Source organism: Streptomyces sp. NPDC102278 (genome assembly GCF_044766345.1).
Taxonomy (GTDB): domain Bacteria; phylum Actinomycetota; class Actinomycetes; order Streptomycetales; family Streptomycetaceae; genus Streptomyces.
In genome coordinates, this window is record NZ_JBIWLV010000004.1 from 76854 (window position 1) to 92204 (window position 15351).

At 70.1% G+C, this 15351-nt stretch carries 15 protein-coding genes; 12 read left to right on the forward strand and 3 right to left on the reverse strand.

Features of this window, described 5'->3' with window-relative positions; genetic code table 11:
- The first annotated feature begins 27 nt into the window (after positions 1-27).
- The 5 genes from ACIRO3_RS12615 to ACIRO3_RS12635 are packed head-to-tail and all read left to right on the forward strand — an operon-like array spanning position 28 to position 5207.
- On the forward strand, positions 28-1656 hold the full coding sequence (locus ACIRO3_RS12615) for an ABC transporter substrate-binding protein (RefSeq protein WP_404135487.1): 1629 nt from the start codon (positions 28-30) through the stop codon (positions 1654-1656).
- Entirely contained in the window at positions 1656-2621 is a 966-nt protein-coding gene (locus ACIRO3_RS12620; RefSeq protein WP_404135490.1) for an ABC transporter permease, read from the forward strand. Before ACIRO3_RS12615 ends, ACIRO3_RS12620 begins: the two co-directional genes overlap by 1 nt.
- Positions 2618-3478, forward strand: a complete 861-nt coding sequence (locus ACIRO3_RS12625) for an ABC transporter permease (RefSeq protein ID WP_404135492.1) — start codon at positions 2618-2620, stop codon at positions 3476-3478. Before ACIRO3_RS12620 ends, ACIRO3_RS12625 begins: the two co-directional genes overlap by 4 nt.
- Entirely contained in the window at positions 3475-4407 is a 933-nt protein-coding gene (locus ACIRO3_RS12630) for an ABC transporter ATP-binding protein (RefSeq protein WP_404135495.1), read from the forward strand. Before ACIRO3_RS12625 ends, ACIRO3_RS12630 begins: the two co-directional genes overlap by 4 nt.
- Complete coding sequence (locus ACIRO3_RS12635; RefSeq protein WP_404135498.1) at positions 4404-5207, forward strand: ABC transporter ATP-binding protein; 804 nt, start codon at positions 4404-4406, stop codon at positions 5205-5207. Before ACIRO3_RS12630 ends, ACIRO3_RS12635 begins: the two co-directional genes overlap by 4 nt.
- Positions 5208-5602: 395 nt before the next feature.
- Here ACIRO3_RS12635 and ACIRO3_RS12640 read toward each other — a convergent pair whose 3' ends face one another.
- From ACIRO3_RS12640 to ACIRO3_RS12650, 3 genes are all read right to left on the reverse strand, one after another.
- Entirely contained in the window at positions 5603-7060 is a 1458-nt protein-coding gene (locus ACIRO3_RS12640; RefSeq protein WP_361782044.1) for a catalase, read from the reverse strand.
- Positions 7061-7279: 219 nt separating this feature from the next.
- Positions 7280-8179 (reverse strand): 2-hydroxy-3-oxopropionate reductase, encoded by a 900-nt coding sequence (locus ACIRO3_RS12645; protein WP_361781910.1) that lies wholly within the window; start codon positions 8177-8179, stop codon positions 7280-7282.
- 75 nt (positions 8180-8254) lie between these two features.
- Positions 8255-9088 (reverse strand): TIM barrel protein, encoded by an 834-nt coding sequence (locus tag ACIRO3_RS12650; protein ID WP_404135501.1) that lies wholly within the window; start codon positions 9086-9088, stop codon positions 8255-8257.
- 125 nt (positions 9089-9213) lie between these two features.
- Between ACIRO3_RS12650 and ACIRO3_RS12655 the strand changes: the two genes are divergently transcribed.
- The 7 genes from ACIRO3_RS12655 (at position 9214) to ACIRO3_RS12685 (ending at position 15206) form a co-directional block, all read left to right on the forward strand.
- The gene (locus ACIRO3_RS12655; RefSeq protein WP_361781904.1) at positions 9214-9465 is read left to right on the forward strand and encodes a hypothetical protein; all 252 of its coding nucleotides are present in this window, start codon (positions 9214-9216) and stop codon (positions 9463-9465) included.
- A complete protein-coding gene (locus tag ACIRO3_RS12660; protein WP_053676786.1) occupies positions 9462-9845 on the forward strand; it encodes a helix-turn-helix domain-containing protein in 384 nt (127 codons plus the stop codon). Before ACIRO3_RS12655 ends, ACIRO3_RS12660 begins: the two co-directional genes overlap by 4 nt.
- A gap of 153 nt (positions 9846-9998) precedes the next feature.
- A complete protein-coding gene (gene uraD / locus ACIRO3_RS12665; RefSeq protein WP_361781900.1) occupies positions 9999-10505 on the forward strand; it encodes a 2-oxo-4-hydroxy-4-carboxy-5-ureidoimidazoline decarboxylase in 507 nt (168 codons plus the stop codon).
- A gap of 7 nt (positions 10506-10512) precedes the next feature.
- On the forward strand, positions 10513-10917 hold the full coding sequence (gene uraH, locus ACIRO3_RS12670; RefSeq protein WP_366149792.1) for a hydroxyisourate hydrolase: 405 nt from the start codon (positions 10513-10515) through the stop codon (positions 10915-10917).
- A 5-nt stretch (positions 10918-10922) separates the two neighbouring features.
- The gene (gene pucL / locus ACIRO3_RS12675) at positions 10923-11846 is read left to right on the forward strand and encodes a factor-independent urate hydroxylase (protein ID WP_365997465.1); all 924 of its coding nucleotides are present in this window, start codon (positions 10923-10925) and stop codon (positions 11844-11846) included.
- A 190-nt stretch (positions 11847-12036) separates the two neighbouring features.
- Entirely contained in the window at positions 12037-13440 is a 1404-nt protein-coding gene (locus ACIRO3_RS12680) for an 8-oxoguanine deaminase (RefSeq protein ID WP_351919747.1), read from the forward strand.
- 371 nt (positions 13441-13811) lie between these two features.
- Entirely contained in the window at positions 13812-15206 is a 1395-nt protein-coding gene (locus ACIRO3_RS12685; RefSeq protein ID WP_365997466.1) for a nucleobase:cation symporter-2 family protein, read from the forward strand.
- Positions 15207-15351 lie beyond the last annotated feature (145 nt).

Below are 15351 nucleotides of genomic sequence, written 5' to 3' on the forward strand. Positions count from 1 at the left end.
AGCGCCAAACTCCGCCAAGGAGCGTGCATGCCGATCCCCTCACGGCGCCGCCCGGCCGGTACCGCCGCCGCGGTCCTCGCCCTGATCCTCACGGGCGCGGGCTGCGCGGCCCCGGCCGGTGACGCCGGCGCCACCGCGATACACCTCTCCACCACCACTCCCGCAGCGCGCGGCGACATCGACGGGTTCACCTGGGCGCTGTACGCCGAGCCGCCCGTGCTCGACTACCTCTACGCCTTCGACTACCCGCAGAACACCGTCCTCGCCAACGTCTGCGAGTCCCTGATGCGCTGGACCCCGCAGCTCACCGTGGAACCCGGGCTCGCCGAGAAGGCGTCCAACCCCGACCCCACCACCTGGGTCTACGACCTCCGCCCGAACGTGCGCTTCCACTCCGGCGCCACCCTGACCGCCGACGACGCCGTGGCCAGCCTCAACCGGCACCTCGACCCCGAACTCGGCTCGTACTGGGTCGAGGACTTCAAGAACGTCGACTCGATCGAGAAGACCGGCCCGCTCCAGGTCACCGTGCACCTCAAGACCCCGGACGCGCTCTTCCCCCAGGCCATGGCGAACTCCGCCGGCACCGTCGCCAACGCCGCCACCATGCGCGAGCAGGGCCGGCGGTTCGGCACCGCCGACGGGGGCCTCGACTGCACCGGCCCCTTCACCCTGGGCAAGTGGGAACAGGGCGCCTCGCTGCGCCTGGACCGCTTCGACGGCTACCGGGGCGAACGGGCCAGGGCCGGCCACGTCGACTTCGTCTTCCTGCCCGACTCCGCCGCCCGCACCAACGCCCTGCTCACCGGCGAGGTGGACGGCTCGTTCGCGGTGCCGCCGGAGTCGCTCTCCCGCTTGCGCGCGGCCGACAACGGCACCGTCCACCAGGGCCAGAGCCTCACCACCGTCAACCTCGCCGTGTCCGACCTCGGCGGCACCCTCTCCGACGTACGGGTGCGCCGCGCCCTGATGCTGGCCCTCGACCGCGAGGGCTTCGCCAAGGGCGCGATGCGCGGTGCCGCCACCCCCACCGGTTCCCTGGTGGTCAAGGACGTATGGCGCGGGATACCCGAAGGACCCGTCGCCCGGGAACTGGCCGGGCTGCCGCCGGTGAAGCGGGACCTGACCGAGGCGAAACGTCTCGTCGACGAGGCCGGCGCGCGCGGGAGGAAGGTGACCGTCGCCTCCAGCCCGCTCGGCCCGGACGTCGCCCTGCTCGCCACCGCCGTCCAGGACGCCGGTCGCCGCATCGGCCTCGACATGGAGATCCGCACCGTCGCACCGGACGCCTTCACCGCGCTGTTCTCCGACCCCGAGGCGCGCAAGGGCCTCGACCTCTTCCCCTACACGTACTACCTCTCGCTCGGCGACCCGCTGGCCATGTACGGCAACTTCCGCACCGGCCAGTTCGAGAACTACGCCGGCTACAGCTCACCGGAGTACGACGCCCTCGTGGACCGGGCGACGGCGGAGTACGACCCCGCCACCCGCGGGGTGCTGACCGCCAGGCTCGCCAGGATGGCCTCCGACGCGGCCCTGTGCCTGCCGGTGGCCGAGTACCCCGGCCCCCTGTTCCTCAACAAGAGGATCACCGGAGCGCCGACCGGCATCTCGTACATGTACGCCCCCTGGGCGGCCGAAGTGGGGGCCCCGTGATGCCGAGACCGGATCTGGTCCGCTTCCTGCTGCGCAGGACCGGTGAACTCCTCGCCACCCTCCTCGTCGCCTCGTTCCTCGTCCACGCCTCCATCCGCCTCGCCCCGGGCAGGCCCGAGGCCTTCCTGCTCGGCGGTCGCGGCGCCAGTCCCCGGGCGCTGGAGGCGATCCGCACCCACTACCACCTCGACGACCCGTTCCTCGTCCAGTACGGGAAGTGGCTCGGGGGCGTCCTCACCGGAGACCTGGGCACGTCCGCCCAGTACCGCTCCGACGTCCTCGACCTGGTCGCCTCGCGCATGCCCGTCACCCTCGCCCTGATCGGGATGTCGGCCTTCCTCGTCATCGCGGGCGGACTGCTGCTGGGCCTGCTGGGGGCCGTGCGCGGGCGCCGCACCGACCAGGCCGTCCTGATCACCACCTCGGTCGCCGTCGCCACCCCCTCCTTCATCGCCGCGATCCTGCTGCTGTCGCTGTTCTCGGTCCGGCTCGGCTGGTTCCCCGTACTCGGCAGCGGAGACGGCTTCCTCGACACGCTGCACCACCTCGTCCTGCCGGCCGTGGCCCTGGCCCTGCCCTTCGTCGGGGTGCTCGCCCGCGTCACCAGGGCCTCCCTGCTGGAGCAGTTCGCGCAGGACCACGTCACCGTCGCCCGCAGCCGCGGCGTGCCGGAGCGCACCGTCGTACGCCGGCACGTGCTGCGCGGAGCGCTGGGCACCGTCGTCACCCAGGCCGGGCTGGCCCTGTCCGGGCTGATGGTCTGCACGATCCTCGTGGAGTCCGCCTTCGGCCTCGGCGGGCTCGGCGAGTTCCTCGCGAAGTCCGTGACCGTCAAGGACTTCCCCGTGGTCCAGGCGATCTCCCTGCTGACCATCGCGCTGTTCGTGCTGGTCAACCTCGTCGTCGATCTCGCCCACCCGCTCATCGACCCCCGGGTCCGGCTCGGCACCGGGAGCTGCGAATGACCACACTCCTGCTCCGGCCCGCGACCGCACGGACCAAGACCCGCAAGGCCGGCGGCGCCCGGCTCCACCGGATCTGCCTGGGCTTCGCCGTCCTCGTCGTGCTGGTCGCGCTCGCCGCCCCCTGGCTGGCCCCGCACGACCCGAACGCCGTCGACTTCGGGGCCTCGCTCGCCAATCCCACGCCCGCGCTGCCGCTCGGCGGCGACATCAGCGGCCGGGACACCCTCTCCCGTCTGATCGTCGGCGCCCGCACCTCGCTCCTCGGCCCGCTCGGCGTCGTCGTCCTGTCGACCCTCCTCGGGCTGGTCATCGGCGTCACCGCGGCCTGGCGCGGCGGCTGGGTCGACGCCCTGCTCTCCCGCACCAGCGAACTGCTGCTCGCCTTTCCCGGGCTGCTGCTCGCCATGCTGCTCGTCTCGCTGTACGGGCGCGGGCTGATCGCCCCGGTGGTCGCGCTGTCCCTGGCGTACACGCCGTTCGTCAGCCGGCTCGCCCGCAGCCTCGCCCTCTCCGAGGTCGGCAAGCCCTACCTCGCGGCGTACCGGGTGCAGGGCTTCTCCGGGGCGTGGATCTGCGTACGCCACCTCGTGCCGAACATCGCGCCCGTCGTCCTCGCCCAGTCCACCGTCAACTTCGGCTACGCACTCCTCGACCTGGCCGCCCTGTCCTTCCTGGGCCTGGGCGTGCCGCCCCTCACCCCCGACTGGGGAGCCATGATCAACGACGGCCAGTCCGCCATCCTCGACGGGGCGCCGCTCTCCGCGCTCGCCCCCTGCCTCGCGGTGATCCTCACGGTCGTCGCCTTCAACGTCGTCGGCGAGCGCTTCGCCGACCGGGTCTCGGGGCGCGCCGCATGAGCCCCGTACTCGAAGTGGAAGGGCTCCGCCTGACGTTTCCCGGCTTCCCGCGCCCCGTGCTCGCCGGAGTGGACCTGACCGTCGAGGCCGGCGAGACCGTCGCCCTCGTCGGCGAGTCCGGCTCCGGGAAGTCCCTCACCTCCCGCTCCGCGCTCGGGCTGTTGCCGCCCGGCGCCGATGTCCGCGGATCGGTCCGGGTCGCCGGCCGGGACGTGCTGACGATGACCCCCGCCGCGCTCCGCGAACTCCGCTCCCACACCGCCTCGATGATCTTCCAGGACCCGCGCGCCGCGATGAACCCGCTGCGCCGCCTCGGCGACTTCCTCACCGAGGGGCTGCGGCACGCGGGCGTCAAGGTCCCCGACGGACGGCTCGCCGAACTCCTCGACGCGGTGGGCCTGCCCGACCGCGTCCTGCGCCAGTACCCGCACGAACTGTCCGGCGGCATGCTCCAACGCGTCATGATCGCCGCCGCGCTGCTGCCCGGACCCCGGCTGCTGCTCGCCGACGAACCCACCACCGCCCTCGACACCACCACCCAGGCCGAGACCATCGCCCTCCTCGCCCGGCTGCGGGAACGCGAGGGCTGCGGGCTCCTGTTCGTCACCCACGACCTGGAACTCGCCGCGGCCATCAGCGACCGGGTCCACGTCATGTACGCGGGCCGCATCGTGGAGACCGGTCCCGCCGCCGCCCTCTTCGAACACCCCGGGCACCCCTACACGAGGGCGCTCCTCGCGGCGACCCCCCGCCTCGACGCGTCCCCCGGGCCCCTCGCCGCGATCGCCGGCCGCCCGCCGGACCTCCGCACGACCGTCACCGGCTGCGCCTTCGCCCCGCGCTGCGCCCACGCCACCGACCTGTGCGGCGCCGAGGTCCCGGCCCCGCGCTCGGGCGTGGCCTGTCACCACGCGGAGGTGCTCTCGTGACGCCGGTACTGGAGGTCCGGGGCCTGGGTCGCTCCTACGGCGCGGTGCGCGCCGTCGACGACGTCTCCTTCTCCGTCCCGGCGGGCGGCTCGCTCGGCATCGTCGGCGAGTCCGGTTCGGGCAAGACCACCACGGCCCGGATCGTGACCGGCCTGGAGCGGGCCGACGCGGGCGAGGTCCTCGTACGGGGACGGCCGCGGGCCCCGTCGGTGCGCGGCCGGGCGGCCCGGCTGCACCGGGCCCGCGAGGTACAACTCGTCTTCCAGGACCCGCTTCTGTCGCTGGATCCCAGGGTCCCGGCGGGGGAGGCGGTGCGCGAGACGCTGCGGCTGCACTTCCCCGACCGCGATCCGGGGCGCCGGGTCGCGGAACTCATGGAACAGGTCGGCCTCGGCGACCGGGAGGCGGCGGCCCGCCCGCGCGAACTGTCGGGCGGCCAGCGCCAGCGGGTCGCGATCGCCCGGGCGCTCGCGGTGGAGCCGGCGGTGCTGGTGCTGGACGAGGCCGTGGCCGCCCTGGACGTCTCCGTGCAGGCGCAGATCCTGAACCTGCTCGCGGAGATCCGCGCCCGCACGGACATCGCGTACCTGTTCATCACGCACGACCTCGGTGTCGTACGGGTGGTGACCGATTCGCTGGTCGTCATGCGGTCCGGGCGGATCGTCGAACAGGGCGCGACGGCCACGCTGCTGTCCGCCCCCGAGCACGCGTACACCCGGTTGCTGTTGGACTCCGTGCCCCGGCCCGGCTGGGACCCGGCCGCCATCGCGGCCCGGCGGCGGTCGGCGGTCGGCCGCTGAGCGGCGCCCGGGCATGACGAAGCGCCGCGTCACGGGACCGTCCGTGACGCGGCGCTTCGAGTGTGACCGCCCGACGGTGCGAGGCTGGCGCGACAGGACGTTCGCACCGCCGGGCGGAGTGTTGGGGGAGGGTGTTTCCGGTACAGGGGACTCTGTGCGTGGCCCCTGTACGGAAGGAGGAGGCTGGGACCGCGGCGGGCGGCGACGAGAACTCCGGCGCCGTCTCCCTCAGGTCAAGAGACGGGCCTCGGAACCCATTACCACCGCACTGGCTCGCACGCCCGCCGCGGTCCTCGTCCTGCCCTCACCGCGTACCACCCCTCATCCGGGTCCGCGGTGCGGGCTCAGCACCCGGGACCTGACCTCCCGTCAGGCCCCCGGTACAGTTGAGCGGCTCAGGCGTCGCGCAGGGCGCGAACGGCCTCCTCGACGCGCTTGCCGTAGTCGGCGTCCGCGGCGTGGAAGTGAGCCAGGTTCTTCTCGATGACGTCCTCGATGGTGACCTGGGACAGGCCGCCGGCGATGTTCGCCACCAGACGCTGCTTCTCGGCCTCCGACATCAGGCGGTAGAGCTCACCGGCCTGGAAGAAGTCGTCGTCCTTGGTGTGGGCCGGGGCCTCGTGGGTGCCCGTGTAGCCGGAGACGGCCTTCGGGGCGCCGAGCGCCAGACCGGTCTCGGCCGGGCCCTGGTACGAGTTGGGCTCGTAGTTCTTGTCGTGACGCGAGCCGTTGCGCAGCGCCATCACGCCGTCGCGGCCGTAGTTGTCGGCCTTCGTCGCCTTCGGGGCGTTGACCGGCAGCACGGTGTGGTTCACGCCGAGGCGGTAGCGCTGGGCGTCGGCGTACGCGAAGAGGCGGCCCTGGAGCATCTTGTCCGGCGAGGCGGTGATGCCCGGGACGAAGTTGTTCGGGGAGAAGGCGGACTGCTCGACCTCGGCGAAGACGTTGTCCGGGTTGCGGTCGAGGACCAGCCGGCCCACGCGCTGCAGCGGGTAGTCGCTGTGCGGCCACACCTTGGTGAGGTCGAACGGGTTGAAGCGGTAGTCCGCGGCCTCGGAGGCCGGCATGACCTGGACGTAGAGGGTCCAGCTCGGGTTCACGCCGCGCTCGATCGCCTGGAGCAGGTCGGTCTGGTGCGAGTTCGCGTCCTTGCCGACGAGCTCGGCGGCCTGGTCGCTGGAGAGGCTGCGGACGCCCTGGTTCGTCTTGAAGTGGTACTTGACGAAGAAGGCCTCGCCCCGGGCGTTGGTCCACTGGTACGTGTGGGAGCCGTAGCCGTTCATGTGGCGGTAGGACGCGGGGATGCCGCGGTCACCCATCAGCCAGGTGATCTGGTGCGTGGCCTCGGGGGCGTGCGCCCAGAAGTCCCAGACGTTGTCCGGCTCCTGCTTGCCCGTGAAGGGGTCGCGCTTCTGCGAGTGGATGAAGTCGGGGAACTTGATCGGGTCCTTGATGAAGAACACCGGGGTGTTGTTGCCGACGAGGTCGTAGTTGCCCTCTTCGGTGTAGAACTTCAGCGCGAAGCCGCGCGGGTCGCGGACGGCGTCCGCGCCACCGAGGGAGTCCGCGACGGTGGAGAACCGCAGGAAGGTCTCGGTCTTCTTGCCGACCGTGTTCAGGAACGCGGCGCTGGTGTAGGCGGTGACGTCGTCGGTCACCTCGAAGTGGCCGTACGCGGCCGAGCCGCGGGCGTGCACCACGCGCTCCGGGATGCGCTCACGGTTGAAGCGGGCAAGCTTCTCAAGGAGCTGCTGGTCCTGGACCAGGAGCGGGCCACCGACGCCGGCGGTGGCGGAGTTCTGGTTGTCGGCGACCGGGGCGCCGGACTCGGTCGTCAGCGTGCGCTTCGACATGGTGACCTTCCGTACGGGAAACTGCTGACGGAATGCATCTTCCGTCATGCGGAACAGCCTAATTTCGGCGTGAACTCGACGTCAACAGTTTGTTGAAAGAAAGAGTGTGGAGAGGAAATCCGGACGGTGCCGGCACTTGGGCGCGACAGGACAGGTGTCAGCACCGGCACCATCCGGAAACTCAGGTCCCCCTGGGGGGAAGGGCGTTCAGACCCGTGATCAGATCTGGGCGCCGGAGAGGCGCTCGACCGCGCGGAGCAGGGCGGAGTGGTCCAGGCCACCGTCACCCTGGGCGCGCAGCGAGGCGACGAGCTGGGCGACGACCGCGCCGACCGGGAGGGCCGCACCCACATTGCGGGCGGCGTCGGTGACGATGCCCATGTCCTTGTGGTGCAGGTCGATCCGGAAGCCGGGCTTGAAGTCGCGGTTCAGGAAGTTGTCCTTCTTGCGCGTCAGCACCGTGGAGCCGGCCAGACCGCCGTTGAGGACGTCCAGGGCGGCGGTGAGGTTCACGCCCGACTTCTCCAGGAAGACCACGGCCTCGGCGCACGCCTGGATGTTCACCGCGACGATGAGCTGGTTGGCGGCCTTGACCGTCTGGCCGGAGCCGTGCGGTCCGCACAGGACGATGGTCTTGCCGAGGGCTTCGAGGACCGGCAGGGCCTCGTCGAAGTCGGCCTGCTCGCCACCCACCATGATCGACAGTACGGCCTCGATGGCGCCGGCCTCGCCGCCGGACACCGGGGCGTCGATGACGCGGATGCCCTTCTCGGCGGCGTTCTTGGCGAGGTCGATCGAGGTCTGCGGGGTGATCGACGACATGTCGATGATCAGCGCGCCGGACTTCGCGTTCTCCAGGATGCCGTTCTCGCCGTAGGCGATGGCCTCGACCTGCGGGGAGGCGGGCACCATCGTGATGACGACGTCGGCGTCCTTGACGGCCTCGGCGATCGAGGCGGCCGCGGTGCCGCCGGCGGCGGCGAGGCGGTCCAGCTTGTCCTGCTCCAGGGTGAAGCCGGTGACGGAGTAGCCCGCCTTCAGGAGGTTCTCGGCCATGGGGGAGCCCATGATTCCGAGACCGACCCAGGCAATCGACGGGAGCTCAGCGGGGTTGCTCATGATGAGGGTCCTTCTCTTAATGCTTTGTACGAAAAGTTCGTGAGGTGCCTGGCTGATCGCCCGGACTTGGTCCGCCTACTGCGCGGCGCGGGCCTCGGCCGGCAGCCACGCGAAGGAAGCGGCAGCGTCGGCGGCCTTGTACTCCAGGCCTACGTAGCCCTCGTATCCGGCCTTCCTCAGCTGGTCGAGCAGCTCCTCCAGGGGCAGCTCGCCGGTGCCGGGGGCACCGCGTCCGGGCTTGTCCGCGATCTGGACGTGCCCGGTCTTGGCGGCGTACTTTTCGATGACCTCGGAGAGGTCCTCATCGTTCATCGCCAGGTGGTACAGGTCGAGGAGGAACTTGGCGTTGCCGAGGCCGGTGGCCTCGTTCACCTTGTCCACCACCTCGATGCCGGCCGGGGCGCTCACCAGGGGGTAGAGCGGCGACTCGGGCTTGTTGAGGGTCTCGATCAGGAGGATCGCGCCCACGCGGTCGGCGGCCCGTGCGGCCACGACCAGGTTCTGCAGGGCGAGCTCGTCCTGGACGGCGGGGTCCACGCCTTCGACGCGGTTGCCGTAGAGGGCGTTCAGCGCCTTGCAGCCGACCGAGGCCGCGAAGTCGGCGGCCACGTTGATGTTGGCGTTGAAGCGCTCCGACTCCTCGCCGGGGACCGAGACCGCGCCGCGGTCCGGACCCGGCAACCGGCCGGCGTAGAAGTTCAGACCCACCAGCTGGGTGCCGGCGTCCTCAAGAGCCTTCTTGAGGGCGTCGAGCTCCGCCTGGGCGGGGGTGGGGGTCTCGATCCAGGGCCACCACAGCTCGACCGCGGTGAAGCCCGCCGCGGCGGCGGCCGCGGGACGCTCCAGGAGCGGGAGTTCCGTGTAGAGGATCGAAAGGTTTACATCGAAGCGCTGGTCCGTGTATCCCATGAGGGGTGTGCGCTCCTTCCGTATTGCGGAAGTTAGTTTCTGCTTGATGGAAGACTGCATCGAGGTTCGCGTGGCTGTCAAGTGCGGACTGCCGAAACCTCAGGAGCGCGGGGTAGCTTGACCGCGTGCGATTGAGAGTGGAATTCACGACCGAGCCCTTCGATCTCGAAGAGGCCCCCGCCCATGCCGTGGCCGCTCGCGAGGTCATCCAGAAGGCGCGGCTCGACGCGGTGGACGTCGGCCCCTTCGGCAATACCGCCGAGGGCGGATCCGACGAGGTGCTCACCGCCGTTTCCGCGCTCCTGCGCGATTCCCTGGAAGCCGGAGCCACGCGCGTCTCGCTCCAGGTGAACGTGATCCGGGAGGAGACCCCGTGACCGAGCCCCGCGACCACCCGTTCGTCACCGCGGTCAAGCCGCTGGTCGACGCCATCGGCGGTGAGCTGATGGATCCCTCCCTGGCGCAGCCCGACGACGTCGTGCTCACCTGGGAGGGGCAGGACCTGCTGGCCGTGCGCCTTCCCCAGCTGTCCGACTCGCTGGACCACATCCTGGCGGCGCTGGAGCGGCGCCACGGCGTCCCCCTGGCCCGGCTCGACCGGAAGTCCAAGCAGGACGTGGTGCGCATACTCGAGGCGCGTGGCGCCTTCTCCGTACGGCACGGAGTGGAAACGGTCGCGGGGGCCCTGGGGGTAAGCCGCTTCACGGTCTACAACTACCTGAACAGGGAAAACCCGAACAAGAACAGCCAGGAGTGAACGCAGCCTGACTCACGGTGACGAGCCGCCGCCCAATTCATCCGGGCGGCGGCTTTTGTGTACGCGAAGTTTCAACAAAGTGTTGACGCGGTGTTGTCGAGGGCGTTAGCTATGCGCAGCCCGTCAAGCAACAACAGGCCACGGAGGCCTACCGTGACTTCGAGTCCGACCCCGGGTCTCACCCGGTTCAACGCCTTGGACGACAGCGCGGCCACGGCCGAACTGCACGAGGTCTGTGCCAGCTCGGCATGGGGGAGCAAGCTGCTCGCCCAGCGCCCCTTCACCACCGCCGATGCCCTGTTCTCGGCCAACGAGTCCGCCATGGCGGAGCTCACCGCCGAGGACCTGGGCGAGGCGATGGGGGGCCACGCGCCGATCGGCCGGCCGAAGCCGGGAGACCCGACCTCCGCCCGCGAGCAGCGTGGCATGGCCGGCGCCTCGGAGGACCTCAAGAACGAGCTCCTCGAACTGAACCTGGCCTACCAGGAGAAGTTCGGCCACGTCTTCCTCATCTGCGCCACCGGTGCGACCGGTGAGTTCATGCGGGACGCGGTCAAGGTCCGGATCGACAACTCGCCCGAAGCGGAGCGGGAAATCGCCCGCGGCGAGCTCGTCAAGATCAACCGGATCCGCCTGACCCGACTCGTAGAAGGAGAGTGAGCCCCCGATGAGCACCGAGACCACCGCGTCGGTGTCCACGCACATCCTGGACACCAGCATCGGCAAGCCCGCCGAGGGCGTCGCGATCTCGCTGTCGGCCCGTACGGGGCTCGACGGCGAGTGGGCGGCCCTGGGCGGCTCCGCCACCGATGCGGACGGGCGCTGCAAGGACCTGCCGGCCCTGCCGGAGGGCACCACCCACGTACGTCTCGACTTCGAGACCGAGACGTACTTCTTGAACAAGAACAGTTCGAAGAAGCAAGCCGAGGCGCAGCAGGACGCCCCCCGCGTAAGGGACAGCGGTGCGTTCTTCCCGGAGGTCACCATCACCTTTGCGGTGAACCCGGGCGAGCATTACCACGTACCGCTGCTGCTCAACCCGTTCGGCTACTCCGTTTACCGAGGGAGCTAGCAGACATGCCCACGATTCTCGGCCAGAATCAGTACGGGAAAGCAGAGAACCGCGTAGTCAAGATCACGCGGGACGGCGACACCCACCACATCAAGGACCTCAACGTCTCGGTCGCCCTCTCCGGCGACATGGACGACGTCCACTACTCCGGCTCGAACGCCAACGTCCTGCCGACGGACACCACCAAGAACACGGTGTACGCCTTCGCCAAGGAGCACGGCATCGAGTCCGCCGAGCAGTTCGGCATCCACCTGGCGCGTTGGTTCGTCAACAGCCAGGAGCCGATCCAGCGCGCGCGCATCCGGATCGAGGAGTACTCCTGGTCCCGGATCGCCACCTCGGACGCCAACTCCAAGTTCATCGGCTCCGACGAGGTGAACCACTCCTTCGTCCGCGAGGGCATGGAGACCCGCGTCACCCAGATCACGTACGACGGCAAGAACTGGGAGGTCATCTCCGGCCTCAAGGACCTCGTCGTCATGAACTCCACCAACTCCGAGTTCTGGGGTTACGTGAAGGACAAGTACACGACGCTGAAGGAGGCCTACGACCGCATCCTGGCCACCCAGGTGTCGGCTCGCTGGCGCTTCAACTGGTCGGACGACGAGCAGCGGATGCCCAACTGGGAGAAGTCCTACGCCGAGACCCGCAAGCACATGCTGCAGGCCTTCGCGGAGACCTACTCCCTGTCGCTGCAGCAGACCCTGTACCAGATGGGTTCGCGCATCATCAACCACCGTTCGGAGATCGACGAGGTCCGCTTCTCGCTCCCGAACAAGCACCACTTCCTCGTCGACCTGGAGCCCTTCGGCCTCAAGAACGACAACGAGGTCTACTTCGCCGCGGACCGCCCCTACGGTCTGATCGAGGCGACGGTCCTCCGCGACGGCGTTGACGCCCGTATCCCCGTGGACATGACCAACCTCTGACGAGCACGCGCGTCCCGGGGCTCCGCAGTGGCCCCGGGATCGGCGCGACACTCTTCAACTTCCTTAATCGGCACCCGGACGCAACACACGGGGCGGCAGTACTGTCAGCTGTCAAGGCCCCCGGCTCCGGCACTCAAATCCCCTGGGTTTTGCCGTGCCCGTACCGCCACTGAAAGCACGAGGAAGTCCCATGGCAGCATCGGCAGCCCAGGACAGCGCCGTCCGGCGCATCGTCATCGAGAACTGTGCCATCGCGACCGTTGACGCGAACGACACCGAGTACGCCTCGGGTCACGTGGTCGTCGCCGGCAACAAGATCGAGTCGATCGGTGCGGGCAAAGCCCCCGAGAACCTCGCCAACGTGGTCCGCCGCATCGACGGCACGGGTCACCTCGTCACCCCGGGTCTGGTCAACACGCACCACCACTTCTACCAGTGGATCACCCGTGGTCTGGCCACCGACCACAACCTCTTCAACTGGCTCGTCGCGCTGTACCCGACGTGGGCGCGCATCGACGAGCAGATGACGTACACGGCGGCCCAGGGCTCCCTGGCGATGATGGCCAAGGGCGGCGTCACCACCGCCATGGACCACCACTACGTCTTCCCCAAGGGCTCCGGCGACCTCTCCGGCTCGATCATCCGCGCCGCGTCCGAGATGGGTGTCCGCTTCACCCTGGCGCGCGGTTCGATGGACCGCAGCGTGAAGGACGGCGGCCTGCCGCCGGACCACGCCGTCGAGACCCTCGAAGGCGCGCTCGCCGACACCGAGGCGACCGTCAAGAAGCACCACGACCACTCCTTCGACGCGATGACCCAGGTCGCCGTCGCCCCGTGCTCCCCCTTCTCGGTCTCCACCGAGCTGCTCAAGCAGGGCGCCGAGCTGGCCCGCCGGCTGAACGTGCGCCTGCACACGCACGGCTCGGAGACCGTCGAGGAGGAGCAGTTCTGCAAGGAACTGTTCGGGATGGGTCCGACCGACTACTTCGAGTCGACCGGCTGGCTCGGCGAGGACGTGTGGATGGCGCACAGCGTCCACATGAACGACTCCGACATCGCCGCGTTCGCCCGCACCAAGACCGGCGTGGCGCACTGCCCGTCCTCCAACGCCCGGCTGGCCGCGGGCATCGCCCGCGTACCGGACATGCTGGCCGCCGGCGTACCGGTGGGCCTCGGCGTGGACGGCACCGCCTCCAACGAGTCCGGCGAGCTGCACACCGAGCTGCGCAACGCGCTGCTGATCAACCGCCTGAACCCGGTCCACCGCGAGCGCGCCCTGAACGCGCGCCAGGCCCTGCGCCTCGGTACGTACGGTGGCGCCCAGGTCCTCGGTCGCGCCGACAACATCGGTTCGCTGGAGGTGGGCAAGCTCGCCGACCTGGTGATGTGGAACGTCAGCACGCTGGCCCACTCCTCCATCGCCGACCCGGTCACCGCGCTCGTCTTCGGCGCGGCGGCCCCGGTCACCCTCTCGCTGGTCAACGGCAAGCAGATCGTCGAGAACAACCGACTGCTCTTCGCCGACGAGGACGCGATCGCCGTGTCCACGCGGGAAGAGGCCCAGCGCCTCGCGCGGCTCTCCGCGCAGGCCTGATCCCCCGGAGTCCGGTCGAGGGGGACGGCCCTCGACCGGCGGCCGCGGACCCGAGCGGGGTCCGCGGCAGCCGTTCCCGGGAAGCGCCCGAGGTCAACACCGAGGGCGCCCCCGGGGGCGGTGACTCGTGACACTCTCACGGCGCGCACCACCATCGGCGCGCCACGGCGTCACGCCACGGCCCCGCGGGCTCCAAGGCACCGCGGCATCCCGTGGGAACGACTCGGGCGAATCGTTTCCGCACTCCGTGCGTCCCCCACACCCCTCGGGACGGCACCTCACAACTTCACAACGGCTCGACTAGCACAGCTTTCGCACCACCTCCCAGACACCCACGTCCCTGCCGACGTGTTACCCGACCGGAGGAAGCCGTGGCCGCAACGCCCAGGTTTCGCAAAGATGCAGTCGCAGTACCGGAGGAGACGCACCCGGTCGACGAGACCCTGCCTCCGCTGAAAATGTTCACGAGCGGTCTCCAACACGTGGCCGCCATGTACGCGGGTGTCGTGGCCCCGCCCATGATCGTCGGCCCCGCCGTCGGTCTCTCCGCCACCGAGACGGCCTTCCTGATGGGCGCCTCGCTCTTCACCGCCGGCCTCGCCACCCTCCTCCAGACCCTCGGGTTCTGGAAGATCGGCGCCAAGCTCCCCTTCGTCAACGGCGTGTCCTTCGCCGGCGTGACCCCGATGATCGCCATCGGCAAGGGGGAGGGGGTCGACGCCATCCCCGTCATCTTCGGCGCGATCATCGTCGCCGGGCTCCTCGGCTTCCTCGCCGCCCCCTACTTCGGGAAGCTCGTCCGCTTCTTCCCACCCGTCGTCACCGGCACGGTCATCACCCTGATCGGCGTCTCACTGCTCCCGGTGGCGTTCAACTGGTCGCAGGGCGGCAACAGCACCGCCTCCGACTACGGGTCGATGCAGAACATCGGCATGGCCGCGCTCACCCTGGCGATCGTGCTGGTCATGCGCAAGTTCCTGCGCGGCTTCCTCCAGCAGATATCCATCCTGCTCGGCCTGGTCGTGGGCACCCTCATCGCGATCCCGCTGCACATGACGAGCTTCGACGCCATCCGCAACGCGGACATCGTCGGCTTCCCCACCCCGTTCCACTTCGGCGCACCGCAGTTCCAGGTCGCGGCCATCATCTCGATGTGCATCGTGATGCTCGTCTGCATGACCGAGTCCACCGCCGACATCCTGGCTCTCGGCAAGATCGTGGGTCGACCGGCGGACGCGAAGACCATCGAGGGCGGCCTGCGCGCCGACACCCTCGGCAGCGCGATCAGTCCGCTGTTCAACGGCTTCATGTGCAGTGCCTTCGCCCAGAACATCGGGCTCGTCGCCATGACCAAGGTGCGCAGCCGGTTCGTCGTCGCGGCCGGCGGCGGCATCCTGATCCTGCTCGGCCTGTGTCCGGTGGCGGCCTCCGTGATCGGCGTGGTGCCGCTGCCCGTGCTCGGCGGCGCCGGCATCGTGCTCTTCGGCTCGGTCGCCGCCAGCGGCATCCAGACCCTGGCGGGCGCCGCCATGGAGAAGGGCGAGAACGCCCTGATCGTGGCCGCCTCGATCGGCATCGGCCTGATACCGATCGCCGCCCCGGGCTTCTACCACGCCTTCCCGAAGGACCTGTTGGTCGTCCTCGACTCCGGCATCAGCACCGGCTGCGTCGTGGCGATCCTGCTCAACCTGGCCTTCAACCACCTCGGCGCGAGGAAGAAGGACGAGGCCGCACAGGCCACGCCGGAACCGGTGTTCGTGCACTGAGGCCGGGTCACCGGCCGTGGGGGGGGGGGGGGGGGGGGGGCCCCCCCCCCCGGGGGGGGGGGGGGGCCCCCCCCCCGCCCCCCCCCCCCCCGCCCCCCCCCGCCCCCCCCCCCCCCGCCCCGCCCCGGGGGGGCCCCCCGCCCGC